This window comes from Streptomyces sp. SudanB52_2052, assembly GCF_964272415.1.
Classification (GTDB): Bacteria; Actinomycetota; Actinomycetes; order Streptomycetales; family Streptomycetaceae; genus Streptomyces; species Streptomyces olindensis.
Genome location: NZ_OZ186796.1, coordinates 773,243 through 798,404 on the forward strand (window position 1 = coordinate 773,243; position 25,162 = coordinate 798,404).

The following is a 25,162-nucleotide window of genomic DNA, read 5'->3' on the forward strand; positions in this document are numbered from 1 at the left end:
GCGGGCACGCCCGCGGGCGTCAGCGATCGGTCGTCCCGACCAGCCCGGCCACCAACTCACGCGCGTACGCGGTGTCGAGCCCCTCAGGACGGAAGAGGATGCGGTACATCATGGGGGCGACCACGCGGTCGAGGACCGTCTCGACGTCGGGTGCGGTCTCCGCGCGGCCGGCCGCGCGGCCGAGGATGACATCGATCTGCTCGGCCGCGTAGGCCGAGCACTGGCCGGCATTGCTGCCGTCCGGATCGCCGAGCAGGGCGTCGCGGAGATAGGCGCGGCCGGTGGGGGCGGACATCTCCACGAGGAACTGCTCCGCCCAATCCTCGAGATCGGACCTCAGGCTTCCCCGGTCCCGCGGCGCCTTCTCGGGCCGCAGGCGCTCGACCGCCACGTCCGACAGCAGCTCCTGCAGGTCGCCCCAGCGGCGGTAGATCGTGGACGGGGTGACTCCGGCGCGCGTGGCGACCAGGGGGACGGTCAGCGCTTCCCGGCCCACCTCCGCCTCGAGTTCGCGCACGGCGGCGTGCACCGACGCCTGCACCCTGGCGCTGCGACCACCGGGGCGCACCATTGTCTTGCGGCTCATGGAACCAGCTTAAAGCGAACATGTTGCTTCAAGCGCCCGTTGGGGCCACGTCCAGGACCCGGCCGGGGACCACACAGCCCGTTCGTCACACGGCCGCCGGCCGGCGCGCGGGCCGGGTCTGCTCGTAGGCATGGCCGACCCGCAGCAGCACCGGCTCGCCGAAGGGCCGGCCCAGCAGCTGCATGCCGATGGGCAGGCCTGCCGTGTCGTGACCGACCGGGACGGACAGCGAGGGCACCCCGGTGATGTTGGCGGGGGCCGAGAGGCGCACATAGGCGTCGGAGACACCCTCGACGGTGCCGTCCGGCCAGGTGATCGCCTCGTCGCCGGCCTTCACCGCCGTGGCCGGGACCGTCGGGGCGGCGATCACGTCGACCTCTTCCAGCAGGCGCCCCCAGGCCTGCCGCATGAGCGTGCGCGAACGCTGGGCGCGCAGATAGTCCCCGGCCGGCATCAGCGCGCCGGCTTCGAGCAGGACACGCACGTCGGCCTGGTACAGCTCGGGGACGGTGCGCAGGGTGCGCTCGTGGTAGGCGGTGGCCTCCGGCACCATCAGGCCCCACTGGGTGGCCTGGATGTAGCGCGTCATCGGGATCTCGACCTCGACGAGCCGTGCGCCGAGGCTCTGCAGCTCGGCTGTGGCACGCCGGACGGCGGCCTCCACCTCCGGGGCGACGTGGTCGAAGTAGTAGGTGCGCGGCACTCCGATGCGCAGTCCCGTCAGTTCCGTCGCGCCGCCCGGCCGGTAGACCGGGCCGGAGGCGGCCACGGAGGCGGGGTCGCGGGGGTCGTGGCCGGCCAGGGCGGCCAGGACCAGGGCCGCGTCCTCGACGGTGCGGGTGATCGGGCCGACGTGGTCCAGCGACCAGGACAGGGACGTGACGCCGTGGCGGGGGACGAGGCCGTAGGTCGGCTTGAGACCCACGACACCGTTGAGCGCGGAGGGCACCCGGATCGATCCGCCGGTGTCGGTGCCCAGCGCGAAGGTCGCGGCGCCCGCGGCGACGGCGACGGCGGACCCGCCGCTGGAGCCGCCGGCGACCCGGTCCCGGTTCCAGGCGTTGGCGGTCTGCGGGGTGGTCAGACCGTAGGCGAATTCATGAGTGTGCGTCTTGCCGACCAGGACCGCGCCGGCCGCGGCCAGACGGGCGGCGACCGTGCTGTCGCTCTCCGCGCGGTGGTCCGCACGGACCCGGGAGCTGGCCGTGGTGGCCTCGCCGGCGACGTCGATCAGGTCCTTCAGCGCCATGGGGATGCCGTGCAGCGGGCCGCGCGGGCGGCCGGCCGCGACATCCTGCTCGGCCTCGCGTGCAGCCCGGCGGGCCCGCTCAGCGGTGACGGTGACGTAGGCCTCCAGCTGCGGATCGACCTTCTCGACGCGGTCGAGGACCGAGTCCACCAGCTCGACGGGCGACAGCGTCCGTGCCCTGATCGCGTCAGCGGCTCGGGCGAGGGACAGTTCATACGGCTGCATCGCTCTTCTCCTCTCCGGCGCGGTAGGCGGCGGCAGGCGGGGTGTCTCCGAAGTCCAGCTCCCGCAGGACCGCGACGACGGAGTGGATGTGGTTGGCCGTGGCGGCCACCGCGGCATGCCGGCCGGCCGGCATCGGGAACCCGGCACGGTCGGCCCCGAGGGCCGCCTCCTGTGGCGTGAGTCCGGCAGCGGACATGGCAGTGGACATGAAGGTCCTCCCCTGATCGGGCGGGAGCGACGGAGCGCCCGGCGTCAAAAGCTAAGTTTTTGCTTTAACCGACACTAGGACCTACGGTTCCTTAAAGCAAACGGTTTGCTTTTACTGAGCCGAACGCCACTGAACACCGCCGAAGAACCAAAGGAACCGACAGAGCATGAACACTCCACCGGCCGCCGAGACCACCGCCATCCCCTCCTGGACCACGGGCGCTGTCACCGTCCACCGCATCGACGAGGTCCTCCTGCCGCCCGCGACCGGACGCTGGCTGCTGCCGGACGCCACCACGGACCTGGTCGGACAGCAGGACTGGCTGCACCCCGACTTCGCCGACCAGGAGGGCGTCCTGCGCATCGACAGCCACAGCTTCGCCCTCACCGTCGGCGGGCTGCGCATCCTCGTCGACACCGGCATCGGCAACGGCAAGGAGCGGGCGAACCCCGCCTGGCACCACCTGCGGACCGACTTCCTCGAGCACCTGACCGCCGCCGGTTTCCCCCCGGACTCCGTCGACCTGGTGATCCTCACCCACCTGCATGCCGACCACGTCGGCTGGAACACGCGGAAGGTGAACGGCGAGTGGGTCCCCACCTTCCCCCACGCCCGCTACCTCACCTCCCGCCTCGAGCGGGAGTTCTGGGCCACGTACGACATGGAGGAGGCGCGCAGGCAGATGTTCCGCGACTCCGTGATCCCGGTCGAGAAGGCGGGGCTGCTCGACCTCGTCGACATCCCGGCCGAGGGGGCCGAGGTCGCCCCGGGCCTGCGCCTGTTGCCCACGCCCGGCCACACCCCCGGCCACATCGCCGTCGAACTGACCAGCCAGGGCGAGACGGCGCTGATCACCGGTGACTGCATCCATCACCCGGTCCAGCTCGCCCACCCGGCCATCGGCGCGTGCGTCGACATCGACCCGGAGCAGTCCGAGGCCTCGCGTCGCAAGCTGCTCGATTCCCTCACCGACACGGACACCCTGGTCCTCGGCACCCACTTCGCGCCGCCCACCGCCGGCCGCGTGATCACCTACGAGAACGCCTACCGGCTCGCGCCCGTCCCCGCCGCCCCGCAGACCGTCGCGCCACGGCCCTGAGCGAGGACTCTTCCTACTTTTCCTATCGGATTACTAGGGAAGCCTTGACGGCGTCCGACGGGGGTGCGCAGGATGACGTACATGTCCCGTACACAGCAACGACTCGTTCGTCGTCGGCATGTCGACTTCGGTCACGTCGGCAGCGCCGCCTGCTGTTGCGGATAAGCGGACAAGAGGCCCGCCGCTCACGCGTTCGCCCGTGCCGTTCCACTCCCCGCGTGTGAGGCGACCAGGCGCGGACACGTCCCGCGTCCGACGGCCCGCCGCATCCCTGAGGGACATCTCCGGGACCACGGCACTTCCCTCCCTGCCACCGACCTTGAGGAGCCCACGTCATGGGCGTTGCCACCGCGCCGTCCGGCCCCGCCGCGGAATCCGACCTGCCCGGGCCCGGCCGTGCGCACTGGCTGCGCGTGGCCCACGAGGCGGCGGACGACCTGGCCACGGACGCGGTGGCCAGGGAGCAGGCGGGCAAGGCCCCGTTCGACGAGGTGTCCCGGCTGCGCGAGGCGGGCCTGCTGACGCTGTTGATACCGGCCGGGTCCGGGGGCGGCGGCGCGGACTGGGCCACGGCCTACGCCGTCGTACGGGAGATCGGCGCGGCCGACGGCGCGATCGGTCAGCTGCTCGGCTGTCACTACTTCGCGTCGTGGAGCGCCGGGTTCTTCGCGGAGCCCGCCGTGGCCGCGCGGGTCGAGCAGCGGTCGGCGGCCGAACAGTGGTGCTGGGGCGCTGGTTTCGCCCCTCGGGAACCGCCGCTGACGCTCGCCAGGAAGGCCGGCGGGCACGTGCTCGACGGCCGGCAGAGCTACACCACCGGGGTCCTGGTCGCCGACCGCCTCGCCGTGCGGGCCGTGCGGGCCGACACCGGCGAACCGCTCGCCGTCGTCGTGGATCCGGCGCGTCCCGGCGTGCGGATCGACGACGCCGCCGACCCCTTCGGCCAGCGGCTCGCGGCCGGCGCGAGCGTGGAGTTCGACGCCGTGCCGGTCACCCCCGACGACGTGCTCGGCCCCCTGCCCGTGGACGAGGACATGCTGTCGCCGCTGGCCGCCCTGGCGGCTCCGGTCGGGCGCCTCGTCTCCGTGCAACTCCTTCTCGGCATGGCCGAGGGAGTGCTCGCCGAAGCCCGCGAGTACAGCAGGACGGGCCACGCCCCCTGGCATCCCGCCTGGCCGGTCGGCACCCCCCACGACCCCCAGGTGCTGACCGCCTACGGGGAACTCACCGTCCTCACCCGCTCCGCGGCCGCACTCGCCGATCAGGCGCTGGACGCCGTGCGCGGCGGACTGGCCCGCGGCGAGGACCTCGCCCACGACGCGTACGCGGAGATCTCCGTCCTCGTCGCCATGGCCGAAGCCGCCGCCTCCCGGGCCGCGCAGGAGTGCACCACCCGTGCCCTCGACATCGTCGGCACCCGCTGCGTCTCCGCACGGCTGGGCTTCGACCGCTTCTGGCGCAACGCCCGGACCCACACCCTCTACGAACCCGTCGCCCACCGGCTCCGCGAGATCGGCGACTACCACCTCAACGGCGCCCACCCGCCCTTCGGCCTGCCCGCCTGAGCCGGCGTGCCCGCCTCGAACCCCCGAAAGGACACCGCACATGACCACCGGCACCGGCTTCGGCCTCCGCAGGATCGGCGGCCGCATCGGCGCCGAGATCCTCGGCGTGGACCTCGGCACCGACCTCGCCCCCGCCCTCGTCACCGAGATCAACTCCGCGCTTCTGGAACACAAGGCGCTGGTCTTCCGCGACCAGCACCTCGACGACGCGGGCCAGCTCCGCTTCGCCGCCCTCTTCGGCGAACTCACCACCGCGCACCCGACCGTGTCCTCCGTCAAGGGACAGCCCCGGGTCCTGCCCGTGGACGGCGACGAGGGCATCCGCGCCAACCAGTGGCACACCGACGTCACCTTCGTCCGTACGCCCCCGAAGGCGTCCACGCTGCGCGCCATCGTCGTCCCGCCCTACGGCGGCAACACCCTCATCGCCAACGCCGGTGCCGCCTACCGGGACCTGCCCGAACCACTGCGTGAGCTCGCCGACAAGCTGTGGGCGGTGCACACCAACGACTACGACTACGCGGCTCCCAGGAGCGAGAAGGCGGCCGAGTACCGCAGGCGGTTCGTCTCGCGGAAGTACCGCACCGCACACCCCGTCGTCCGCGTCCACCCCGAGACCGGGGAGCGCGGGCTGTTCATCGGCGGCTTCGCCCAGAGCCTCGTCGGCCTCGGCCCCTCCGACTCCCGCGACCTGCTACGCCTCTTCCAGTCGTACGTCACCCGCCCGGAGAACATCGTGCGGGTGGCCTGGAACCCGGGCGACGTCGTCCTGTTCGACAACCGCATCACCCAGCACTACGCCCCGGACGACTACGGTGACCTGCCCCGGCTCCTGCACCGGGTGACCGTCGCGGGCGACGTCCCCGCCGGCGTCGACGGCACCCTCAGCCACGTCGTCGAGGGCGACGACGCCTCGCACTACACCCCCGCCGCGGCATGAGCCGCCCGGCCGCCGGGCAGGGACTCCGGCCCCTGCCCGGCCGCCCGCCCGGAGCGGAGGCCGGCCGGGGCCCTACGCGATAATGGACGCATGCGGATCTCAGCCAGGGCGGACTACGCGGTACGTGCCGCGCTGCAGCTCGCCGCGTCCCGGGACGACCTGCCACTGAAGGCCGAGGCCATCGCCGACGCCCAGGACATCCCGCACAAGTTCCTGGAAAGCATCCTCAACGACATGCGCCGGGGCGGTCTCATCCTCAGCCAGCGCGGCGGCAACGGCGGCTACCGGCTGGCGAAGCCCGCGGAGTCCATCAGCATCGCCGACGTCATCCGCGTGGTCGACGGACCGCTGGTGTCGGTGCGCGGGGTCCGCCCGCCGGACCTGTCGTACTCCGGCCCGGCCCAGTCGCTGCTCCCCCTGTGGATCGCCCTGCGGTCCAATGTGCGCGAGATCCTCGAGGGCGTGTCCCTCGCCGATGTCGCATCGGCCCAACTCCCCCCTGACGTCTCCGCGTTGACCGACGCGCCGGGAGCCTGGACCAACCCCTGACGGACCGGGGCGTCGCCCCGCATCCCACCAGGTGAGATCCTCTCGTCCACTATGTGAATGACCTCTTGGGGCGGGCGCGGCCTTCTGCCACGATCCCTATCAGCCCGGTAGGAAAACTAGGGAACCAGGAGGTGGCCATGGGAACGCACCACCGCGCGGACCGGTCGTTCCTCCTGCTCACCTCGCGTCGCCACATCGACCTGGGCCGGACGTCCAGCGCCATCTGTCGACCCGTCTGAGACCGCCCGCCGAGTCCCGCTCTCCGGCCGGCGGCACCTGCCGCGCCTCCCCCCCCCCCCCCCCCCCCCCCCCCCCCCCCCCCCCCACACACACACACACCGCACACCTCCGCTCCCGGACCCCGCGGCGGCATTCCCGCCGCCGGGTGCCGGCGAGCGGAGCGCCGGCGCCTGCCCGCGGGCCGCACGCCCCGCACGCGCCGTTCCTCACCGATCCCCCCGTCTCCCCGAGAGGACACCTCCGTGTCTGCCGCCAGACCGCTCACCACCCTGCGCGCCCTCGCCGTCGCAGCCGCGCTCCCGCTGCTGCTCACCGCCTGCGGCTACGGCTCCCAGTCCACCGACGACGGCAAGCAGAGCCAGGTCGCGGCGGGCGCGAAGAAGCTCTCCGCCGACGAAGTGAAGATCGGCTACTTCCCCAACCTCACGCACGCCACCGCGCTCGTCGGCGTCCAGGAGGGCCTCCTCCAGAAGGAACTCGGCGGCACGAGGATCAAGCCCTCGACGTTCAACGCCGGCCCCTCCGAGATCGAGGCGCTGAACGCCGGCTCCCTCGACATCGGCTGGATCGGCCCCTCCCCCGCCATCAACGGCTACACCAAGTCCAACGGCAGGAACCTGCGCATCATCGGCGGCTCCGCCTCGGGCGGCGTGAAGCTCGTCGTCAACCCGGACCGGATCACGTCCCTCCAGGACGTCAAGGGCAAGAAGATCGCCACCCCGCAGCACGGCAACACCCAGGACGTCGCGTTCCTCAACTGGGTCAAGGACCAGGGGTGGAAGGTCGACGCCGCGAGCGGCCGGGGCGACGTCTCCGTCGTCCGCACCGACAACAAGGTCACCCCGGACGCCTACAAGTCCGGTTCCATCGACGGCGCGTGGGTGCCCGAGCCGACCGCGTCGAAGCTGGTCGCCGAGGGCGGCAAGGTGCTGCTCGACGAGTCGACGCTGTGGCCCGACAAGAAGTTCGTGATCACGAACATCATCGTGCGGCAGGAGTTCCTGAAGCAGCACCCGGACGTGGTCGAGGCCGTGCTGCGCGGGTCGGTGAAGACCAACGCGTGGATCAACGCCCACCCGGACCGGGCGAAGGCCTCCGCGAACAAGGCCCTGGAGACCCTGTCCGGGAAGGCGCTGCCCGCCGACGTCCTGGACCCGGCCTGGAAGTCCATCACCTTCCTCGACGACCCGCTCGCCTCCACCCTCCGCACCCAGGCCGAACACGCGGTCAAGGCCGGGCTGCTGGAGAAGCCCGACCTGGAGGGCATCTACGACCTCGCGCCGCTCAACAAGGTCCTCAAGGCCGAGGGCAAGGAGGAGGTCGACGACGCCGGTCTCGGCACCGGGTGACGACGCGCCCGGCCCGGCCTTGAGCCGGGCCGGTCCCGTGGAACAGGGGAGACACCGGAACCGTTCGGTAATGTGTTCGCCCGGAGAGGGCCCGAACGACCGCTGCCGGGCGGCAACGGCAGCCGCAGCCGTCGACGACGTCCCCTGACCCCGGACGTCGGCACGGTCTCCGGCCCCCGATCCCACAGGACGGAACACGAGACGGACGGGGGAACGCCGATGACGACCGGTCACGCGTCACCAGGGGCCGACAGCCCACCGCCAGGCGGCGACACGGTCATCGCCGTACGCGATCTGCGGATGCGCTACCGCACCCAGGACGTGTTGAAAGGAGTCGGCTTCACGGCCCGGCGGGGCGAGGTCCTGGTGCTGCTCGGCCCGAACGGCGCCGGGAAGACGACCACGATCGAGATCCTGGAAGGCTTCCGGATGCGTTCGGACGGCGAGGTGACCGTCCTCGGCACCGATCCGGCCCGGGGGGACGAGCGGTGGCGTGCGCGCCTGGGCGTCGTGCTGCAGTCCTGGCGGGACCACGGCAAGTGGCGGGTGCGGGAGTTGCTGGCCCATCTCGGCTCCTACTACGTGCCGTACTCCACCGGCCTCATACGGCGCCCGTGGGACGTCGACGAACTCCTCGCCGCGGTGGGGCTGACCGAGCAGGCGGACAAGCGGGTCGGGACCCTGTCCGGCGGGCAGCGCAGACGATTCGACGTGGCCGTCGGCATCGTGGGCAGGCCCGAGCTGCTGTTCCTGGACGAGCCGACGGCCGGTCTGGCCCCCGAGGCGAGGAACGAGTTCCACGGTCTGGTGCGCGGGCTCGCGGACGAGAACACCACCGTCCTGATGACCACGCACGACCTCGCCGAGGCGGAGAGACTCGCCCACCGGATCCTCATCCTGGCCGGCGGGCGGATCGTGGCCGACGGTCCGGCCGAGGAGCTGTCCCGGCAGGCCTCGGCCGACGCCACCGTGCGCTGGACGCGGGACGGGCGCCGCTTCGAGGAGTCGACGGCCGAGCCCACCCGGTTCGTTCGCCGGCTCTTCGAGGAGCACGGCGAGGCGATCGGCGGGCTGGAGGTGCGCCGGGCGAGCCTGGAGGACACCTACCTGACCATGGTGCGGGAGCTGGAGACGGGGAGCGTTCCCGAGGAGCGGGCGGCGCGTGCTTTCGGGGAGGGATCGCGATGAGTCCCGTGTGGTACGCGGCCGGAGCAGGGGTGCGGCGCGGCTGGACGGAACTCCGGCACACCTTCACCACCGGCCAGGACGTGTTCGGTTACGTGCTCTGGACGGTGCTGCTCCTCGTTCCGCTGTTCCTGGCCGGGGACGACCGGCTGAAGGGCACCGACATCTCGACCGGCGCGTTCCTGCTGCCGAGCATGCTGGGAATGACCCTCGCGTTCACCGGGATGATGACCACGGCGCAACTGCTCGCGGCCGAGCGCGAGGACGGCACGCTGCTGCGGGCCAAGGCCGTCCCGCACGGCATGGTCGGCCACCTCGTCGGCAAGATCATCATGGTGTCGGGTACGGCTCTGGCGTCCATGGCACTCCCCTTCGCCGTCGGCGTGTTCCTCGTGGACGGGGTCGCCCGGCAGGGCGGCGGAGCGTTGCTGACACTCGTGTGGGCGGTCCCGCTCGGTCTGCTGGCCACCCTGCCGGCAGGCGCTGTCATCGGCTCACTCGTCGACAGCCCGCGCACGGTCGGACTGCTGATGCTTCCGGTGATGGGACTCGTCGCGATCTCCGGGATCTACTTCCCTCTGTCGAAGCTCCCCGAGTGGCTGCAGACCGTCGGGCAGGTCTTCCCCGTGTACTGGCTCGGCCTCGCGCTGCGGTCAGCGTTGTTGCCGGCCGACGCGGTGGCCGCCGAGATCGGCGCGTCCTGGCGGCATCTGGAGACGGCGGGCGTGCTGGGCGCCTGGACGGTCGCCGGGCTGCTCGTCGCACCGTCGGTGCTGCGCAGGATGGCCCGCCGCGAGTCCGGGGCGGCGATGGCGGAGCGGCACCGGAAGGCGATGCAGCGGGTCGGTTAGTCCCCCTGCGTGATCGCTCCGCGGGTGACGCCGGAGGGGCTCCGGGTACCGGTGGCGGCATGGCTGAAGTGGTGCCTGCGGGACTGTGGGGACTGCTGGCGGGCTCGGCGCTGCTGCTCGGTGCCGCGCTCGGCACGCTCGTCGGCGCGATCGCCTACACCGCGGGCAACCTCTGGCCCGCCCGCCGCGGGGCGCGACACCGCAAACGCTCCGGCCACCGGTCGTCGAAGTCCCAGCCGGAGTCAGCCTGCTCGACGGCTGGGCGGTCAGCCTGGTGACCGTGGCCGCCGTGTTACACCTGACCGAGACCGGCGCACGACGGGCCCTGCGGCCGAGCGGAGAGGGCGCGGCGGCGTCAACCGCCGTCGGCGGCGTCTTCCTCGCCCCCGGCCCCGGGCGTCCCGGCGTCCTCCGCCGGTGCCGGGCCGAGCAGGACCTCGATGCCCGCCCGCAGATACCGCTCCAGCGTGGCGTCCGGCGTCGAGACGAGGGCGGGCGGGCGAATCTCCGTGCGCATCAGGCTCGTGCCGAGCATCCAGGCCGCGAGGAGTTCCGCCCGCAGGTCGGCGTCGGGGCCGTCGAGGCGGGCGGCCAGGCGACGGGAGAACACCTCCGTGAAGTCCGCGCGCAGCCGTGCCACCGCCTCGTCCCGGCCGGAGGACCGCAGCACGGAGAGCACCGGATGCGGGAAGCCACCCTCGTTCGGCGGCCCCATGAGCAGCGCGCAGAACCAGTCGGGTATCGCCTCGACCGGCTCGTCCAGCAGCGGCTCGAATATCCTGCCGGCCCCCGACACGTCGTTGAACAGCGCTTCTTTCGAGCCGAAGTAGCGGTAGACGAGGGCCGCGTCCACCCCCACGTCGCCCGCGATGTCGCGCACGCTGGTGCCCTCGTAGCCGTACTTGCCGAAGCGGAAGGCCGCGGCGGCCCGCAGCGCCGTACGCGTCGCCGAGGCCGAGCGTTTGTGGGCGGGCCGGCGGGCCGCCGCCTTCGCCGCCTCGCCGTTGTGTACTCCGGTCACGTACCGCACCTCCTGGTCCACGGCCCTTCGGCCGTCCGCCCATGTTCCAGTCTGCGGCGACTGTCTCAAAGTCACCGACCGTTGTCATCAAACGTTGACTTGTCTTCTCGGCGCATGCGATACCTGACTCCGGTCAACGCTTGGTGACTTGAGTCCTCGCTGTGCCCGGGCCGTACGACGGAGTCGGCCCTTCCAGGTCCGCCCGCACGACGTGGTCGAGCGCGCTCCGGCGCGCTCCTCGGCCGTCGCACGCGGGCATCCCCCACCGACCGGAAAAGGTGATCCTCTGTGCCTGCTCGACGCGTCGCCGTGATCGGCACCGGCTACGTCGGACTGACAACCGGCGCCTGTCTGGCCTTTCTCGGGCACTGTGTGGTGTGCGCGGACGCCGACCCGCACAAGGTCGAGCGACTGCGCGAGGCCCGGGTGGACATCCTCGAGCCCGGCCTGCCCGAGACCGTCCGGGACGCCCTGGACGCGGACCTGCTCGACTTCACCGGCGACACCGCGGCCGCCGTCGCCGAGGCCGAGGTCGTGTTCCTGTGCCTGCCCACGCCCATGGGCGCGGGCGGCGCGGCCGACCTCGCCGCGGTGGAGGCCGTGGCCGCGCAGATCCGCGACGTACTGCCGCCCGGCTGTGTCGTCGTCAACAAGTCGACCGTGCCGGTCGGGACGAGCGAGCGCGTCGCCGCGCTGCTCGGCCGGGACGACGTGGCCGTGGTGAGCAACCCCGAGTTCCTGCGCGAGGGCCGCGCCGTGCAGGACTTCCTGCACCCCGACCGGATCGTCATCGGCGCCGCCGACCGGGAGGCCGCCCGGCGCGTCGCCGACCTGTACGCCGGGCTGGACGCCCCGCTGGTGCTCACCGACCCGGCGAGCGCCGAACTGACCAAGTACGCGGCGAACTTCTTCCTCGCGATGAAGCTGTCCTTCGCCAACAACCTGGCCACCGTCTGCGAGCGCTTCGGCGCCGACATCGACGACGTCACCGAGGGCATCGGCCGGGACCCGCGCATCGGCTCCGCGTTCCTGCGGCCCGGGCCCGGCTGGGGCGGCTCCTGCCTGCCCAAGGACACCCACGCCCTGCTGACCGTGTGCGAACTGGCCGGGGTCGACTTCCCCCTGCTGCGCGCCACCATCGAGACCAACGTCGCCCACCAGCGGCAGCTCGTCGACCGGGTCGCCGCCTCGTGCGGAAGCGGCGCGGACGGATCGCTGCGCGGCGTACGACTCGCCCTGTACGGCCTGAGCTTCAAGGCCGGCACCTCCGATCTGCGTGACTCCCCCGCGCTCTCCGTCGCCCGGCTGCTGCGCGAGCGCGGAGCCGAACTCACGGCGTACGACCCGGCGTTGCGTGAGGAGCGGCCCGACCTGAGCGATCTGCTCGACCTCGTCGACGACCCGGTGCGGGCGGCGGAGGGGGCGGCGGCCTGTCTCGTCCTCACCGAGTGGCCGGAGCTGCGCGACCTCGACTGGGCGGCGATCGCCGCGCGCATGTCCGGCCGGGAGGTCCACGACTTCCGCGACCTGCTGGACGCGGACCGGCTCGCGCGGGCCGGGCTGAGCCGGCACGGCATCGGGCGCGCGGAGGCTCCGGCGCGGGTGGCGTGACTGGCGCGGGCACCGGTGCGCGCCGCCGCCTCGATCGCCCCTCCCTCGGAAGAAGAATCCAAGAGAAAGGCTCATCCCATGCGGGTTCTGTGCACCACGCTCGGCAGTCCCTCCCACGGGCGTGCCCAACTGCCCCTGCTGCGCGCCCTCGCCGGTGCCGGGCATCAGGTGCTGGTGGTCACCACCGAAGCGCTCGTCCCCGTCTTCCGCGACGACGACGTACAAGTGGAGGCCGGCTTACCGGAGTTCAACCCGCTCGCCGCGGCGGGCCCGTACCTCGCCGAGCTCCAGGGCACCGCCGACCTGGCGGAGCCGACCGAGGCGCTGGCCCGGCTGCTGATGCGCCACGTGGCCGGGCCGGGAGTCAAGCCGCACCTGGACATCCTGCTCCCCCTCGCCCGGGACTTCCGGCCCGACCTGGTCCTGCGGGACGGCATGGACATGAGCGCGGTGCTCACCGCCGAACTGCTCGGCGTGCCGCAGTTGCCGACGCCGTCCGGGTTCAGCAACATCCTGGACCCCGCCGAGGTGCTGCCACAGCTGAACGAGCGGCGCGCGGAGCTGGGACTGCCCGTGGTGGACGACCCGCTGTCCGTGGCACCGCACGGCCGCGTCGACTACGTGCCGCCCGCGTACTCCTTCGCCCGTCACCTGGCCAAGGCGTGGTCCTACCGGCAGACGGTGGACGTCGAGCGCGGCGGGGTGCTGCCGGAGTGGGCCGCCCGACTGCCCACGGACCGGCCGCTGGTGTACGCCGCGATCGGTACCGCCCTGCCGAAGATCCGTGAGCGCACGGCGGACGAGGAGCCGCCGCTGCCCGTGAAGCTGCCGGACCCCGCCGAGAGCCTGCGCGCGATCGTGGAAGCGGCGGCCGAGCTGGACGACTGCACGGTGGTCGTGTCGACCTCCGGGATACCGGTGGACACCGCGGGACTGCCCGGGCACGTCCATGTCACCGAGCGGGTGCCGCAGCCGCTGCTGCTGGAGTCGGTCGACCTGTTCGTCACCCACGGCGGCTTCAACAGCATCCGGGAGGCCATGCGCACCGGCACGCCGCTGGCGGTCCTGCCGCACTTCGGGGACCAGCCCGCCAACGCGGAGCGCGTGGAGGAACTCGGCATGGGCCGTCACATCACGGACCGCAGCGCGACGGGCATCGCCGACGTGTGCCGCAAGCTCCTCGCCGATCCCGAGCCCCGGGCGCGGGCCCGCTCGGCCCAGCTGGCGATGCTGACACTGCCGGAGATCGGTCAGGCGGTCGAGGACCTGGCCGGCATCGCCGGCTAGCCGCCTCGGCGCGTGCGCGGAACGCACCGGGGTTCCCGGGCGGCCCGCGCCCGCGCGCCGTACCCGCCCCCCACCCCGAGGACGACACGTGACCTTCTCCGACACCCGCGAACCGGGCGCGGCCGGGGACATGCCCCCGCGGCTCAGTCACCGGCAGATCACCACCGTGATGTCCGGGCTGGTGCTCGGCATGTTCCTGGGCGCGCTGGACCAGACGGTGGTCTCGTCCGCGCTGCGCACCATCGCCGACGACCTGCACGGGCTGACCGCCCAGGCGTGGGTGACCACCGCGTACCTCATCACCGCCACCATCGCCACGCCGCTGTACGGCAAACTCTCCGACCTGCACGGCCGCAGGCCCGTCTACCTCGCCGCGATCGTCCTGTTCACCGTCGGCTCGCTGCTGTGCGGATGCGCCACCTCGATCTACGAACTCGCGGCGTTCCGCGCCGTGCAGGGGCTCGGCGGCGGCGGCCTGATGTCGCTGGCGATGACCATCGTCGCCGACATCACCACGCCACGTGAACGGGGCCGCTACCAGGGTTACTTCATGGCCGTGTTCGGCGGCGCCAGCATCGTGGGCCCGCTCGTGGGCGGTGCCTTCGCGGACCGGGCCGAGCTGCTGGGCATCGCCGGCTGGCGCTGGATCTTCCTGATCAACGTGCCGCTCGCCGCCGCGGCAGCGGTGGCGATCATGCGGGTGCTCCGCTTCCCGCACCGGCGGGTGCGGCACCGGCTCGACTACGCGGGGGCCCTCACCCTGGCCGTGGGGCTGGTGCCGCTGCTGACGGTCGCCGAGCAGGGCCGGGTCTGGGGGTGGGACTCGCCCCGGGCCCTGGTGATGTACGCGATCGGCGTGGCGGGACTGGCCGGGTTCGTCCTGGTGGAGCGCCGTTCCGGTGACGCCGCGCTGCTGCCGCCGCGCCTGTTCCGCATCCGGAGCTTCCGGCTGGGCGTCGGGCTGCACTTCGTCGTCGGCATCGGCATGTTCGGCGCGATGACGACGCTGCCGCTCTACCTCCAGCTCGTGCGCGGCATGAGCCCCATCGCGGCGGGCCTGGCGACCCTGCCCACGGTCGCCGCGAACCTCGCGGTGACCTTGCTGACGGGCCGGATGATCGCCCGGACCGGCCGGTTCAAGGTCCATCTCGTCGCCGGTGTCGGCTCGTTCACCGCCGCGATGCTCGTGTTCGCGACGCTGCGCGTGGACAGTCCGCTGTGGCACCCGGCGCTCGGCATGGCCCTGATGGGCGCGGGACTCGGCGCGTCGATGCAGACGCTCACCACGCTCGCGCAGTGCGAGGTGCCCCGTACGGACATGGGAGCGGCGACGGCGTCCGTCAACTTCTTCCGCTCCAACGGCGGTACGGTCGGCACCGCGGCGTTCCTGTCGATCCTGTTCACCACGGCGGCCGGCAGCATCGCCGAGCGGCTGGCCGAGGCCCGCCACGACCCGGCCTACCGCCGGCTCCTGGCCCAGCCCGACAACGCGCACGCCCTGACCGGTGTCCTCCGCCCCGGCGGCGGGGTCGACCTGGAGGATTCCGCCTTCCTGCACGCCCTCGACCCGGGCGTGGCGCTGCCGTTCCTGGAGGGTTACGTCGCCTCGATGCGCCTCGTCTTCCTCACCGGCGCCGCGGTGTCCCTGCTCGCCTTCGTGCTGGCGGCCTGGCGGGTTCCCGACCTCACGCTGTCCGACGAGTAGCGTCGGCACGGCGTCAGTCCGCCGTCTGTGCCGGGCCCGCCGTCACCTTCCGCAGCAGCGGCTTGCTGCCGGCGATCGCGGCGAACATGGCGAGCGCGCCGACGGCCACGCAGATCGCCAGTTGCACGGCACCGGAGGTGTTGATGGTGGTGCCGGCCGCCTTGTTGAGCTGCGTGGCGCCGAAGACACCCATCGCGGTGGTACCGCCGGCCAGGACCGTCAACGGGATGACCGTCTCGCGGATCCGAGCCCGGTCCAGCACCTGGAGCGGGGTGCCGGCCAGCCGCAGCAGGCCGTAGACCCGGCGCCGGTCGAGGACGTTCGCGGCGGCCGTGAGTCCGGCGGAGGCGGCCGCTACGAGGAAGCTCAGCACCAGGGTGGCGGTGCTGACGGTGGCGATGCGGTCGAGAGCGGTGTCGTCCGAGGCGGACACGTACTCCTGCGTGATCGGGTACCTGCCCGAGCCGAGGGGCGTCAGGGCGGTGACGGCGGTGTCGATCTGCTCCTGCCCGCCGGTGACCTGGGCGGTCACGCCGTTGATCCCGCCGAGCAGGCTCTCGTAGTCGTCCTCGCTCGTGACGGCGACGGTCGCCGTGACGCCCGCCTCGCGCAGGAGCGTGCGGGCCTCGGACGCGGTGTGCCGGGCGTCGGCGGCGTTCGCGGTGATCACCGCCACCTGGCCCTCATGGCGGGGGCCTTCGGAGCCGAGGGAGCTGACGGAGAAAAACCCGGCCACGAAGCCGGCGAGGACCAGGCCGCTGACGGTGCGCCAGGCGCCGCGCGGGTCGTCGCTGAGGCGGCGCGCGGCCAGCAGCGTGGCCGGGCGCTTGGCACGGCGGCCCACGATCCGTCCCAGCCGGTCCACGACCCACGGGCCGAGCAGCCAGAACGCGCCGTAGAAGAGCGCGAGCAGGGCCAGCAGTTGACGGGGCTTCAGCTGGCCGCCGCCCGTGGTCGACCAGATGTAGACCAGGACCGCGACGAACAGCAGCAGACGGATCAGGCGGGTCCGGCGGGGGTCGGCCTGCTGGGCGACGCCGAGGGGCGAGGTGGCCACCTGGCGGAGCAACGTCACCGCGCTGACGGTGATCAGTGCCGTGACGGCCAGCACCACCGCGGCGAGCCACGCGGGCCCCACCCACAGCTGACCGGTGTACCAGGCGCCGACGCCGTACGGGACTTCGGCGAGCGCGGGCAGCAGTGCCGTGTAGGCGAGCGCGCCCGCGAGCGCCCCGGCCGCGCCGACGGCGGCCGCCTCGACGGCGGTCATGGCGAGGATCTGGCGTGGGGTCGCCCCGGCCAGCCGCAGTGCGGCGAGCCGCTGCTCGCGCCGGGCCGCGCCGAGCCGTCCGGCGGCCGAGGCCGGCACGACGACCGGCATGACGAGGAGTACCACCCCCAGGAGCACGGTCCCCTGGTCGGTGCCGGTGAACACGCTCGCCTCGGTGCCGGAGAAACCGGCGATCGGGGCGCGCTCCGTCAGGTTCTCGTCGTAGTAGTTCTGCTCTCCGGCGGCCTTGGAGACGGCCGCGTCGCCGGGCGCCCGTCCGACCACCGCGACCAGTTCGTCGGGAGAGGCGAGACCGGCGGCGCCGATCGTGCCGTAGGACCTCACCTCCGGGAAGCGGCCGGCGAGTCGGTCCGCGGGCAGCTCGCGCAGGAGGTCGGCCAGGGCCGGGGAGACGTACACCTGGCCCTGCTTCGGGAAGCCGCTCAGGCCGGGCGGTGCGGGCGTCGGCCCCCGGCCGGGCAGCCGGGCCAGGTTCACGACGGTCACCGGTTCGTGGCGGACGTACGTCGTGGTCGTGGCCTGGACGGCCGTGGCCTTCCCGGCCGGAACGGCGTCGGGGGTGCGCCATGTGGTGTGGTCGGCGCGGGTGCCCGCGCCGAGGGAGGCGGCGATCATCAGCAGCAGGAGGAACGAGCCGACGGCGGCGGCCCCGGCGGCGAGCAGTTGGGAGTGCAGGCCGCGGCGGCCGGAGGACTTGGCGAGGTGCCAGGTCAGGGGCAGGACGGGGGAACGCATGGGGACTCCGGTGGGCTTCGGGCGAGGCGGCTCAGGCGACGGTGAACTGGCTGTGATCGCTGATGCGGCCGTCGCGGACGTGGAGGACGCGGTCGCAGTGGGCGGCGACGTCGGCGTCGTGGGTGACCATGACCAGGGCGGCTCCGGTCTCCCGGGTGGCGAAGGTCAGCAGCTGGACGACCTCCGTGCTGGTGCGCTGGTCCAGGGCCCCGGTCGGCTCGTCGGCGAAGACCACGTCCGGCTCGACGACCAGGGCGCGGGCGATGGCGACGCGCTGTGCCTGTCCGCCGGAGAGCTGGCCGGGGCGGCGCTGCTCCAGTCCCTCCAGGCCGAGCGGTGCGAACCAGTGGCGGGCCCGGGCGACGGCCTCCTTCCGCGGCACGCCTTCCAGCATCAGCGGCAGGGCGACGTTCTCCTCCGCGGGCAGTTCCGGCAGCAGCTGGCCGAACTGGAAGACGAAGCCGAAGCGCTTGCGGCGCAGCGCGCTCAGCCGGTTCTCGCCGAGGTCGTCGATGCGCCCCCAGCCTTCGGCCGGGGGGACCCCCATCTCGCTTCGCTCGCCGCGCAGCAGCACCTGACCGCCGTCGGGGCGGATGATCCCGGCGAGGGTGTGCAGCAGGGTCGACTTGCCGGACCCCGACGGGCCCATGATCGCCAGCGAGTCGCGCGCATGGACCGCCACGTCCACGCCGGCCAGGGCGGTGGTGGAGCCGTACTTCTTGACGAGGCCGTGTCCGGCCAGGACGGTGCTCATGGGGTGTCGTGGCTCCTTCTCAGCGCTCGAACGTCCAGGTGACGCTCTGGGCGCCGGCCTTGGTCACGCGGACGGGGATCTCGACGGTCGTGCCGTCGCTCTTCTTGCCGGTGCAGGTGAGGGCGGCTCCGGTCACGGCCTTGAGACCGGTCGGGCAGGAGACGCCGGAGAGCTTGTCGCCGACCCAGGGAAGCGGGTGGTACTTGCTCTGGGTGCGGCCCGCGACGATGTTCGCGGAGAGCGCCTTGTGGCCGTCGACCGACACCGTGCTGTACCCGTCCAGGCGGCTGGTCGACTCGGTGCCCGAGAGCAGATAGGTGCCGAGGCCGCCCAGCGCGACGACGGCGGTCGCGCCGCCGACGGCACCGATGAGGAACGTGCTGCGCTGCATCGCGTACTCCTGATGTCCGTGGTGAGGATGCGGCTCCACCCTCGCCCGCCGGCCCGCACGCGCGCCTCGGCCGAACGGTCGGCATCACGCGCCGCGTTCCGCGGGCCCCTCGACCGTTCGGCCGATCCCGCTGCCGGGGCCCCGACCTACGGTGATCGGCATGAAGCGTGTTTCCGCCCGGAGCCGGCCCCGTGGCCTCGCCGTGGGTGCCCTGCCGGCCACGTGTGTCGTCGACGTCCTCTTCGCCGGTGCCGACGGAACGAGTGTCCTGCCGCTGGCGGACCCCGTCTGGCCGACCCTGGCCGTGTTGCTCGTGGGGCTGGCCGCCGTGCTGTGGCCGGCCGGGCGGCGACCCGAGTGGCTGACCCGCTGGCGCGCACCGCCGTGCCCGCCGCCGTGTCGGTCCTCCTCACCTTCACGTCGCTGCTGATCCGGGGCCGGTCGTGTTCGGCCCGGGCGAGGTCGTGATCCCGCTGTGCCTGCTCTTCATCGCGGTGCGGCACTGCCCGCCGCGCTGGGCCATCGGGTGGGGCGTCCTCGACGCGGGCGCCCTGCGCGTCCTGCCGGTACGCGGCGACGTGACGCCGAGCAGCGACGCGGTGGGCCTGGAGGTGATCGCTCCGCTGCTGGTCGGCCTCGTCGCCGGACTCGCGGGCCATCTGCGCTCGTTGGACTACCGCCGGGCCGTCGCCGTCACGGAGTCCCGCCGCGGCGAACAATGATGGCGCGGTCCCGGCCGCAGGACCTCGACCCGGTCCTGGCCGGCATCGAACGCACCGCGACCGAGGCCCTCGCCTCGATGCGCCGCACGGTCGGCGTGCTGCGCGACACCGGAGAGGAGGCGGCCGACCGCCGCCCGATCGGTGACCTCGCGGGCATCACCGAACTGATCGACGGGTTCGCGACGCCGGGTCAGCAGGTCGTCCTGCGGCGCGATCCCGCCCTGTCCCCCGACGCCCTCCCCCACGAGGTGCAGGCCGCCGCCTTCCGGGTCGTGCAGGAACCCCTCACGAACATCCGCCGTCACGCGGCCGACGCCGCACACGTCGAGGTCCCGCTGCGCGACGACTCCGGCCGCCTGGAGGTGACGGTCGCGGACGACGGCCGCGGGGGCACCCGGGCGGGCTCGCGGATGCCGGACCGGGCCCGCCGCCTTGACGGCGGGCCCGGCGGGTGGGGAGGCCGGTGCCCCGGTGCCTCGTTGGATCAGTTGATGCGGACGATCTTCCAGAGCTGGTCGTCGACGTCGACGCTGTTCCACTGGACGACGGCCGCGCCGTCGGCGGTGGAGGACTGGGCGACCCCGGCGACGAGGGTGCTGTTCACGTTCCGGAGCCGGTAGTAGCCTTCGCCCGCGTCGACGAGGGTCCACTTCTGGGAGTCGGCGCCGGAGGCGGTGTTCTGGACGACGGCCGCGCCCGCGGTACCGGCGGAGTCGCGGATGTCCAGGTTGAGATTGCTGTTGACGTTCCTGATGTTCCAGGCTCCGTTGCCGGCGGACTGGAACGTGAACAGCTGGCAGCGGCAGGCGGAGTTGCGCCACTGGTTGGCCGCGGTGCCCGCGGTGGTGGAGGCCTGGGGGATGTCGAGGTACTTGCCCCTGTTCTTGTTGACCAGGACGTACTGACCGGTGCCCAGCGGCGGCAGAGCGGTCTGCGCGAAGTTCCAGCGCTGGCAGGCGCAGTCGGTGCCGCTCCACTGCACCGCGGTGGTGCCGACGGTGGTGGAGGCGTTCGGGATCTCGAGGTACTTGCCGGTCACGCGGTTGGTGATCGTGTAGCCACCGGCCTGGTGCGGTGCGACGGCCCATTCGTGGTCGAGGGTGCCGTTGTCGTCCCACTGAAGGATCCTGGCGCCGTTGGCGGTGGACTGGTTCTCCACACCGAGGACCTTGCCACTGGCCACGTTGAAGATCTTGAAGTAGCCGGAAGGCTGCTGTACGAAGCGCCACTGCTGGTCGGTGGCGGGCAGTGGGTGGACGACAGCGCCACGGGCAGCTGGAACCTCGTCAAGACCGCCGACGGGTTCTACAAGCTGCAGTCCGTCAAGAACCCGAGCCTGTACCTGACCGGCGCGTCCGCCGGGGCGCAACTGACCTTGCAGAACGCGCTCACGGACGGCTCCCAGGACTGGGAGCTCGTTCAGTAGGCACGGCGGCCGGGGCCTGACGGGCCCGGCGGCCGGGGCCCGGGCGAGGGAGCCGGGCCCCGGCCACTTCGCCGGAGCAGGTTGACCTGCCAGTAACCTAGTGGCGCGAAGACGCCCCCGGCGACGCGCCCAGCGGCCGGACGCAGCACGAAGGACCACCATGACAGTCGACGTACCTCCCCCCGGGGCGGAGGATGACCGGTTCTGGCAGGAACGCCGGATCTGCTTCCTCGTCACCCACCGCCCGGACGGCAGTCCGCATCTCGTCCCGGTGGGTGTCACCTTCGATCCCGAGACCGGCATCGCACGCATCATCAGCAGCGCGGGAAGCAAGAAGGTCCGCAACGTCCGGGCGGCCGGACCCGGCGCGAAAGTAGCGGTCAGCCAGGTCGAGGGACGCCGATGGTGCACCCTGGAAGGCGTCGCGCTGATCAAGGACGATCCGCAGTCCGTCGCCGAGGCCGAACGGCGCTACGCCGAGCGCTACCGGCCGCCCCGCCCCAACCCCGAGCGCGTGGTCATCGAGATCACCGTGACCCGCGTGATGGGCACGGTGCGCCCGCCTGGTTGGTGACGCGGCACGTCACTGGCGTTCCATGGTCCCGGCGCGCGGCGGAATGGATGGGCCGGCCAGGCTGGGGAGGTCGCCGGTCACCACGACCGTGTCCGCCTTCTCGGCGGTCAGCGTCTGACTGTCCACGGCGGGCAGCGCACGCTCGACGGCCGCCTCGGCCGACTTCATGAGTGACGTCGAACAGACGGCGGTCCAGCCGCCCGCTCGCCAGGGCGCACTGCGTCCGTGCGCAGTGTCGCCGGGGGTGGGGTGGGCGAATCCGGGTGGGCGAATCGCCCGCGGACACAGCAGATCGGCATGCGTTGTGGCCGTTGTGACATGGGGAAGGTGACAGGCGGAGAAGCGAGGCTCTGAGCAGCCGCACCGTGAAGGCGGCGGACTGTGAAGGAGCGATCTCATGGGCCGATACGATCTCGCCCTCATCGGATTCGGCGGCGTCAACCGCGCGCTGGCCGAGCTGATATCCCACAGCGGGGAGCGCCTGGCCAAGGAGCTGGGCTTCGCCCTGCGGGTGGTGGCGATCACCGATCTGCGGGCCGGTTCCCTGGTGGACACCGACGGCATCGATCTGGCGCCGCTGCTGGCCGCCGAGCCCGGGGAGCTGAGCTTCGCGGGCCTGGCCGGCGGCAGCGCGGATCCGCGCAACGAGTGGGTGATCCGCGAGGTCCCGGCCGACATCGTCGTGGAGGCGACGTTCACCAACCCCACCGACGGCGAGCCCGCCCTGTCCCATGTGCGCTGGGCCCTGGAATCGGGCAAGCACGTGTGCACCACCAACAAGGGACCGGTCGCCCTCGCCGGCCGCGCGCTGAAGCGGCTGGCCGCCGAGCGCGGCGTCAGCTTCGAGTTCGAGGGCTCGGTACTCAGCGGCACACCCGTCCTGCGCACCGCCGAGCGCATGTTCGGCGGCCTGGAGATCACCGGCGTCCAGGGCGTCATGAACGGCACCTCGAACTACATCCTGGGCCGCCTCGAAGAGGGCATCGAGCTGTCGGCGGCCATCGCCGAAGCCCAGGAGCTCGGGTACGCCGAAGCCGATCCCACCGCGGACATCGAGGGCCACGACGTCCAGCTCAAGGTCATGATCCTGGCCAACGAGGTCCTCGGCGCCGACCTGCGCCGCGAGGACGTCTTCTGCGAGGGAATATCGGCGATCACACCGAACGAGATGCGGGACGCGGCCTCGAAGGGGCTGCGCTGGAAGCTGGTCGGCTCCGCCACCCGCCACGAGGACGGCAGCGTCGACGCGCGCGTCGCCCCGCTCGCCCTGCCCGCCCAGCACCCGCTCGCCGGGATATCCGGTCCCCTCAACGCGGTCGCCTTCCACACCGACATCCTCGGCACCGTCACGGTGTCCGGGCCGGGCGCCGGCCGCATCGAGACCGCCTACGCCCTGCTGTCGGACATCATCGCCATCCACCAGCGCCACGCGGACGACGACACCGCCCCCACGCGCCCCGTTCTCCTGGAGACTCACCGTGTCTGACACCGACGTGCCCCCCGGCATCGAACTCGGCACCGACACCACGCCCGTGCACAACCCCTACACCGGCGAGGTCATCGCCTCGGTGCCCACCGTCGACGCGGGCGCCGTCGGCGGCATCCTGCAGCAGGCCAGGTGCGGGCGCCGCACCGCGGCCGCGCTGTCCCGTGCCTCCCGGGCCGCGGTCCTGGAACGCGCCGCCCGTCTGATCGAGCGGCGCGCCGAGTCCTTCGCCCAGCTGATCGTCAGCGAGGCCGGCAAGACCATCACCCAGGCCCGCAAGGAAGTCGCCCGCGCGGTCAACACCCTGTCCCTGTCCGGAGCCGAGGCACGGCGCAACGCCGGCGAGGTCATCCCCTTCGACTCCTATGAGGGCTCGGAGAAACGCCAGGGCTGGTTCACCCGCGAACCGCTGGGCATCATCGCCGCCATCACCCCGTTCAACGACCCCCTCAACCTGGTCGCCCACAAGCTCGGCCCGGCCATCGCCGGCGGCAACGCGGTCATCCTCAAACCGTCCGCCCTGACACCGCTGTCCGCGCTGCGCCTGGTCGACACCCTCATCGAGGCCGGCCTGCCCGAGGAGATCGTCACCGTCGTCAACGGCGACGCCGACATCGCCGCCGCGATCGTGGCCGCCCCCGACGTGCGCATGGTGTCCTTCACCGGCGGATTCGCCACCGGCGAGGCCATCTCCCGCACGGCCGGCTTGAAGAAACTCGCCATGGACCTGGGCGGCAACGCCCCGGTCATCGTCATGGACGACGCCGACCTCGACGAGGCCGTCGCCTCCTGTGTCTCCGGCGCGTTCTGGGCCGCGGGCCAGAACTGCATCGGCACCCAGCGCATCCTGATCGCCCACGAGGTCTACGACCGCTTCCGCGACGCCTTCGTCGCCCGCACCAAGGGGCTGCGCGTCGGTGACCCGCTCGACGAGCGCACCGACGTCGGCCCCATGATCACCCATCAGGCCGCGGCCGCCACCCGCGCCAAGGTCGACGCGGCGGTGGCCCAGGGCGCCGTGCTGCTGTGCGGCAACGACATCACCGGCGCCCTGTACACGCCGGCCGTCCTGGAAGACGTCCCGGCGACCTGCTCGATCTGGCAGGAGGAGGTGTTCGCCCCGGTCGTCGTGCTGCAGCCGTTCACGTCCTTCGAGGACGCCATCGAGCAGGCCAACGCCATCGAATACAGTCTCCACGCGGGCATCTTCACCTCGCGCCTGGACCGCGCCCTGAACGCGGCCCGGCTGCTGGAAGCCGGCGGAGTCATGATCAACGACTCGTCCGACTACCGCTTCGACGCCATGCCCTTCGGCGGGTTCAAGTACGGCAGCATGGGCCGCGAAGGCGTGCGCTTCGCCTTCGAGGAGATGACCCAGCCCAAGGTCGTCTGCGTCAACCACATCACCGACGTGGTGCAATGACCGCCTTCCGCGCCGAGCACGACTCCCTGGGCAGGCCGCGACCTGCCGGAGCATGTGTCCCGTACGTCCGGCATCTGGGCGATGGCTTCCCAGATGCCGGGCGTACCTGTTCCAGAACGGGCAACACCAACTCCACGCCGTCGAGCCACTGATCGGGCACCTGGTACTGACCTCGGTCCAGGGCTCACATGCGGCTGCGCTGCTCACCCCGGTGCCGTTGCGCTCCGCCCTCCTCGCGGGCGGTTGACGATGCTGGACAGGGTGAGCGCGGTGACCGTGTCCCGTACGCCGGGCATCTGGGCGATGTCCTCCCAGATGACTCGTACGCGTTCCAGCGAGGCAGCCTCCAGGCGCACCATGATGTCGAAGTCGCCGCTGAGGATCTCGCAGATGACGACCTCGGGGATGCGTTTGAGCGCGGCCAGGACGTCGCCGCCGCGCATGCGGTCCTGGCGGTAGACGAGGACCAGCGCCGAGACGACATCGCCGGTGTCGTCGCCCGCGCGGACGATGGTGTAGCCGGCGATGTGGCCCTGCCGCTCCAGCCGTTCGATGCGCTGGCGCACCGCGTTGCGGGAGAGCAGCACCTTGTCGGCCAGTTCGGAGTGCGAGATGCGGGCGTTGCGGGTCAGCTCGGCGATGATCTTCTCGTCGGTGGCGTCCACGGTAGACCGTCTCCTTCATGAAGTC

Annotated in this window: 26 protein-coding genes and 2 pseudogenes; 18 read left to right on the forward strand and 10 right to left on the reverse strand. The window is 72.4% G+C overall.

The features are described from left to right. Window positions 1-19: 19 nt before the first annotated feature. The 3 genes from ACSUPV_RS03580 to ACSUPV_RS03590 all read right to left on the reverse strand — a co-directional run bounded on the left by ACSUPV_RS03580 (window position 20) and on the right by ACSUPV_RS03590 (window position 2,256). Entirely contained in the window at window positions 20-586 is a 567-nt protein-coding gene (locus tag ACSUPV_RS03580) for a TetR/AcrR family transcriptional regulator (protein ID WP_436946891.1), read from the reverse strand. A gap of 85 nt (window positions 587-671) precedes the next feature. Then, on the reverse strand, window positions 672-2,060 hold the full coding sequence (locus ACSUPV_RS03585; RefSeq protein ID WP_436946892.1) for an amidase: 1,389 nt from the start codon (window positions 2,058-2,060) through the stop codon (window positions 672-674). Continuing rightward, entirely contained in the window at window positions 2,047-2,256 is a 210-nt protein-coding gene (locus tag ACSUPV_RS03590; RefSeq protein WP_436949868.1) for a hypothetical protein, read from the reverse strand. Before ACSUPV_RS03590 ends, ACSUPV_RS03585 begins: the two co-directional genes overlap by 14 nt. A 178-nt stretch (window positions 2,257-2,434) precedes the next feature. On the opposite strand from ACSUPV_RS03590, the gene ACSUPV_RS03595 reads away from it, so the two are divergent. From ACSUPV_RS03595 to ACSUPV_RS03635, 9 genes are all read left to right on the forward strand, one after another. Further along, entirely contained in the window at window positions 2,435-3,367 is a 933-nt protein-coding gene (locus ACSUPV_RS03595) for an MBL fold metallo-hydrolase (RefSeq protein WP_436946893.1), read from the forward strand. Window positions 3,368-3,702: 335 nt separating this feature from the next. After that, window positions 3,703-4,932: an acyl-CoA dehydrogenase family protein gene (locus ACSUPV_RS03600; protein ID WP_359791611.1), complete on the forward strand. Its 1,230-nt coding sequence runs from the start codon at window positions 3,703-3,705 to the stop codon at window positions 4,930-4,932. A 40-nt stretch (window positions 4,933-4,972) separates the two neighbouring features. Next, the gene (locus ACSUPV_RS03605) at window positions 4,973-5,872 is read left to right on the forward strand and encodes a TauD/TfdA dioxygenase family protein (RefSeq protein ID WP_037764565.1); all 900 of its coding nucleotides are present in this window, start codon (window positions 4,973-4,975) and stop codon (window positions 5,870-5,872) included. A gap of 90 nt (window positions 5,873-5,962) precedes the next feature. After that, complete coding sequence (locus tag ACSUPV_RS03610) at window positions 5,963-6,421, forward strand: RrF2 family transcriptional regulator (RefSeq protein ID WP_031121316.1); 459 nt, start codon at window positions 5,963-5,965, stop codon at window positions 6,419-6,421. 137 nt (window positions 6,422-6,558) lie between these two features. Beyond that, window positions 6,559-6,660 (forward strand): putative leader peptide, encoded by a 102-nt coding sequence (locus tag ACSUPV_RS03615; RefSeq protein WP_359791606.1) that lies wholly within the window; start codon window positions 6,559-6,561, stop codon window positions 6,658-6,660. A gap of 243 nt (window positions 6,661-6,903) precedes the next feature. Beyond that, a complete protein-coding gene (locus ACSUPV_RS03620) occupies window positions 6,904-8,010 on the forward strand; it encodes an ABC transporter substrate-binding protein (protein ID WP_037764567.1) in 1,107 nt (368 codons plus the stop codon). 219 nt (window positions 8,011-8,229) lie between these two features. Continuing rightward, window positions 8,230-9,198: an ABC transporter ATP-binding protein gene (locus ACSUPV_RS03625; RefSeq protein ID WP_436946894.1), complete on the forward strand. Its 969-nt coding sequence runs from the start codon at window positions 8,230-8,232 to the stop codon at window positions 9,196-9,198. Next, window positions 9,195-10,046 carry an ABC transporter permease gene (locus ACSUPV_RS03630; RefSeq protein ID WP_031121319.1) on the forward strand — a complete coding sequence of 284 codons (852 nt, stop codon included), beginning with the start codon at window positions 9,195-9,197 and terminating at the stop codon, window positions 10,044-10,046. Before ACSUPV_RS03625 ends, ACSUPV_RS03630 begins: the two co-directional genes overlap by 4 nt. A 59-nt stretch (window positions 10,047-10,105) precedes the next feature. Beyond that, window positions 10,106-10,324 carry a hypothetical protein gene (locus ACSUPV_RS03635; RefSeq protein WP_382609142.1) on the forward strand — a complete coding sequence of 73 codons (219 nt, stop codon included), beginning with the start codon at window positions 10,106-10,108 and terminating at the stop codon, window positions 10,322-10,324. Window positions 10,325-10,401: 77 nt separating this feature from the next. Here ACSUPV_RS03635 and ACSUPV_RS03640 read toward each other — a convergent pair whose 3' ends face one another. Next, window positions 10,402-11,067, reverse strand: a complete 666-nt coding sequence (locus ACSUPV_RS03640) for a TetR family transcriptional regulator (protein ID WP_051649022.1) — start codon at window positions 11,065-11,067, stop codon at window positions 10,402-10,404. 288 nt (window positions 11,068-11,355) lie between these two features. Here ACSUPV_RS03640 and ACSUPV_RS03645 point away from each other — a divergent pair, with 288 nt between their 5' ends. From ACSUPV_RS03645 to ACSUPV_RS03655, 3 genes are all read left to right on the forward strand, one after another. After that, entirely contained in the window at window positions 11,356-12,678 is a 1,323-nt protein-coding gene (locus ACSUPV_RS03645) for a UDP-glucose dehydrogenase family protein (protein ID WP_436946895.1), read from the forward strand. 78 nt (window positions 12,679-12,756) lie between these two features. Next, the gene (locus ACSUPV_RS03650) at window positions 12,757-13,965 is read left to right on the forward strand and encodes a glycosyltransferase (RefSeq protein WP_436946896.1); all 1,209 of its coding nucleotides are present in this window, start codon (window positions 12,757-12,759) and stop codon (window positions 13,963-13,965) included. A gap of 88 nt (window positions 13,966-14,053) precedes the next feature. Beyond that, window positions 14,054-15,670 (forward strand): MDR family MFS transporter, encoded by a 1,617-nt coding sequence (locus ACSUPV_RS03655; protein ID WP_436946897.1) that lies wholly within the window; start codon window positions 14,054-14,056, stop codon window positions 15,668-15,670. A 13-nt stretch (window positions 15,671-15,683) separates the two neighbouring features. Here the strand turns inward: ACSUPV_RS03655 and ACSUPV_RS03660 are convergent, their stop codons facing one another. From ACSUPV_RS03660 to ACSUPV_RS03670, 3 genes are read right to left on the reverse strand one after another with little or no spacing between them, the layout of a single operon-like run. Further along, on the reverse strand, window positions 15,684-17,696 hold the full coding sequence (locus ACSUPV_RS03660) for an FtsX-like permease family protein (RefSeq protein WP_436946898.1): 2,013 nt from the start codon (window positions 17,694-17,696) through the stop codon (window positions 15,684-15,686). A 31-nt stretch (window positions 17,697-17,727) separates the two neighbouring features. Then, window positions 17,728-18,450, reverse strand: a complete 723-nt coding sequence (locus ACSUPV_RS03665; protein ID WP_382609155.1) for an ABC transporter ATP-binding protein — start codon at window positions 18,448-18,450, stop codon at window positions 17,728-17,730. Between the two features lie 19 nt (window positions 18,451-18,469). After that, window positions 18,470-18,841, reverse strand: coding sequence for a DUF4333 domain-containing protein (locus ACSUPV_RS03670; protein ID WP_037764582.1), 372 nt, complete (start codon window positions 18,839-18,841; stop codon window positions 18,470-18,472). 160 nt (window positions 18,842-19,001) lie between these two features. On the opposite strand from ACSUPV_RS03670, the gene ACSUPV_RS03675 reads away from it, so the two are divergent. Continuing rightward, the gene (locus ACSUPV_RS03675) at window positions 19,002-19,271 is read left to right on the forward strand and encodes a hypothetical protein (protein ID WP_436946899.1); all 270 of its coding nucleotides are present in this window, start codon (window positions 19,002-19,004) and stop codon (window positions 19,269-19,271) included. Between the two features lie 13 nt (window positions 19,272-19,284). Beyond that, the gene (locus tag ACSUPV_RS03680) at window positions 19,285-19,563 is read left to right on the forward strand and encodes a hypothetical protein (RefSeq protein WP_436946900.1); all 279 of its coding nucleotides are present in this window, start codon (window positions 19,285-19,287) and stop codon (window positions 19,561-19,563) included. 484 nt (window positions 19,564-20,047) lie between these two features. Here ACSUPV_RS03680 and ACSUPV_RS03685 read toward each other — a convergent pair. Continuing rightward, a pseudogene (locus tag ACSUPV_RS03685) lies at window positions 20,048-20,806 on the reverse strand (RICIN domain-containing protein); the annotation flags it as partial. Here ACSUPV_RS03685 and ACSUPV_RS03690 point away from each other — a divergent pair. Then, window positions 20,807-20,989, forward strand: a pseudogene (locus ACSUPV_RS03690) (RICIN domain-containing protein); the annotation flags it as partial. 160 nt (window positions 20,990-21,149) lie between these two features. Further along, window positions 21,150-21,563 (forward strand): pyridoxamine 5'-phosphate oxidase family protein, encoded by a 414-nt coding sequence (locus tag ACSUPV_RS03695; RefSeq protein WP_031121335.1) that lies wholly within the window; start codon window positions 21,150-21,152, stop codon window positions 21,561-21,563. Window positions 21,564-21,572: 9 nt separating this feature from the next. Here the strand turns inward: ACSUPV_RS03695 and ACSUPV_RS03700 are convergent, their stop codons facing one another. Continuing rightward, window positions 21,573-21,731, reverse strand: coding sequence for a hypothetical protein (locus ACSUPV_RS03700; RefSeq protein ID WP_436946901.1), 159 nt, complete (start codon window positions 21,729-21,731; stop codon window positions 21,573-21,575). Between the two features lie 229 nt (window positions 21,732-21,960). On the opposite strand from ACSUPV_RS03700, the gene ACSUPV_RS03705 reads away from it, so the two are divergent. Together ACSUPV_RS03705 and ACSUPV_RS03710 are read left to right on the forward strand one after the other, a co-directional pair. After that, complete coding sequence (locus tag ACSUPV_RS03705; RefSeq protein ID WP_037764584.1) at window positions 21,961-23,049, forward strand: homoserine dehydrogenase; 1,089 nt, start codon at window positions 21,961-21,963, stop codon at window positions 23,047-23,049. Then, window positions 23,042-24,472, forward strand: coding sequence for an aldehyde dehydrogenase family protein (locus ACSUPV_RS03710; protein ID WP_436946902.1), 1,431 nt, complete (start codon window positions 23,042-23,044; stop codon window positions 24,470-24,472). The genes ACSUPV_RS03705 and ACSUPV_RS03710 overlap by 8 nt, the downstream gene beginning before the upstream one ends. A 203-nt stretch (window positions 24,473-24,675) precedes the next feature. On the opposite strand, the gene ACSUPV_RS03715 is transcribed toward ACSUPV_RS03710, so the two are convergent. Further along, window positions 24,676-25,137, reverse strand: a complete 462-nt coding sequence (locus ACSUPV_RS03715) for an Lrp/AsnC family transcriptional regulator (RefSeq protein ID WP_031121338.1) — start codon at window positions 25,135-25,137, stop codon at window positions 24,676-24,678. Between the last annotated feature and the right edge of the window lie 25 nt (window positions 25,138-25,162).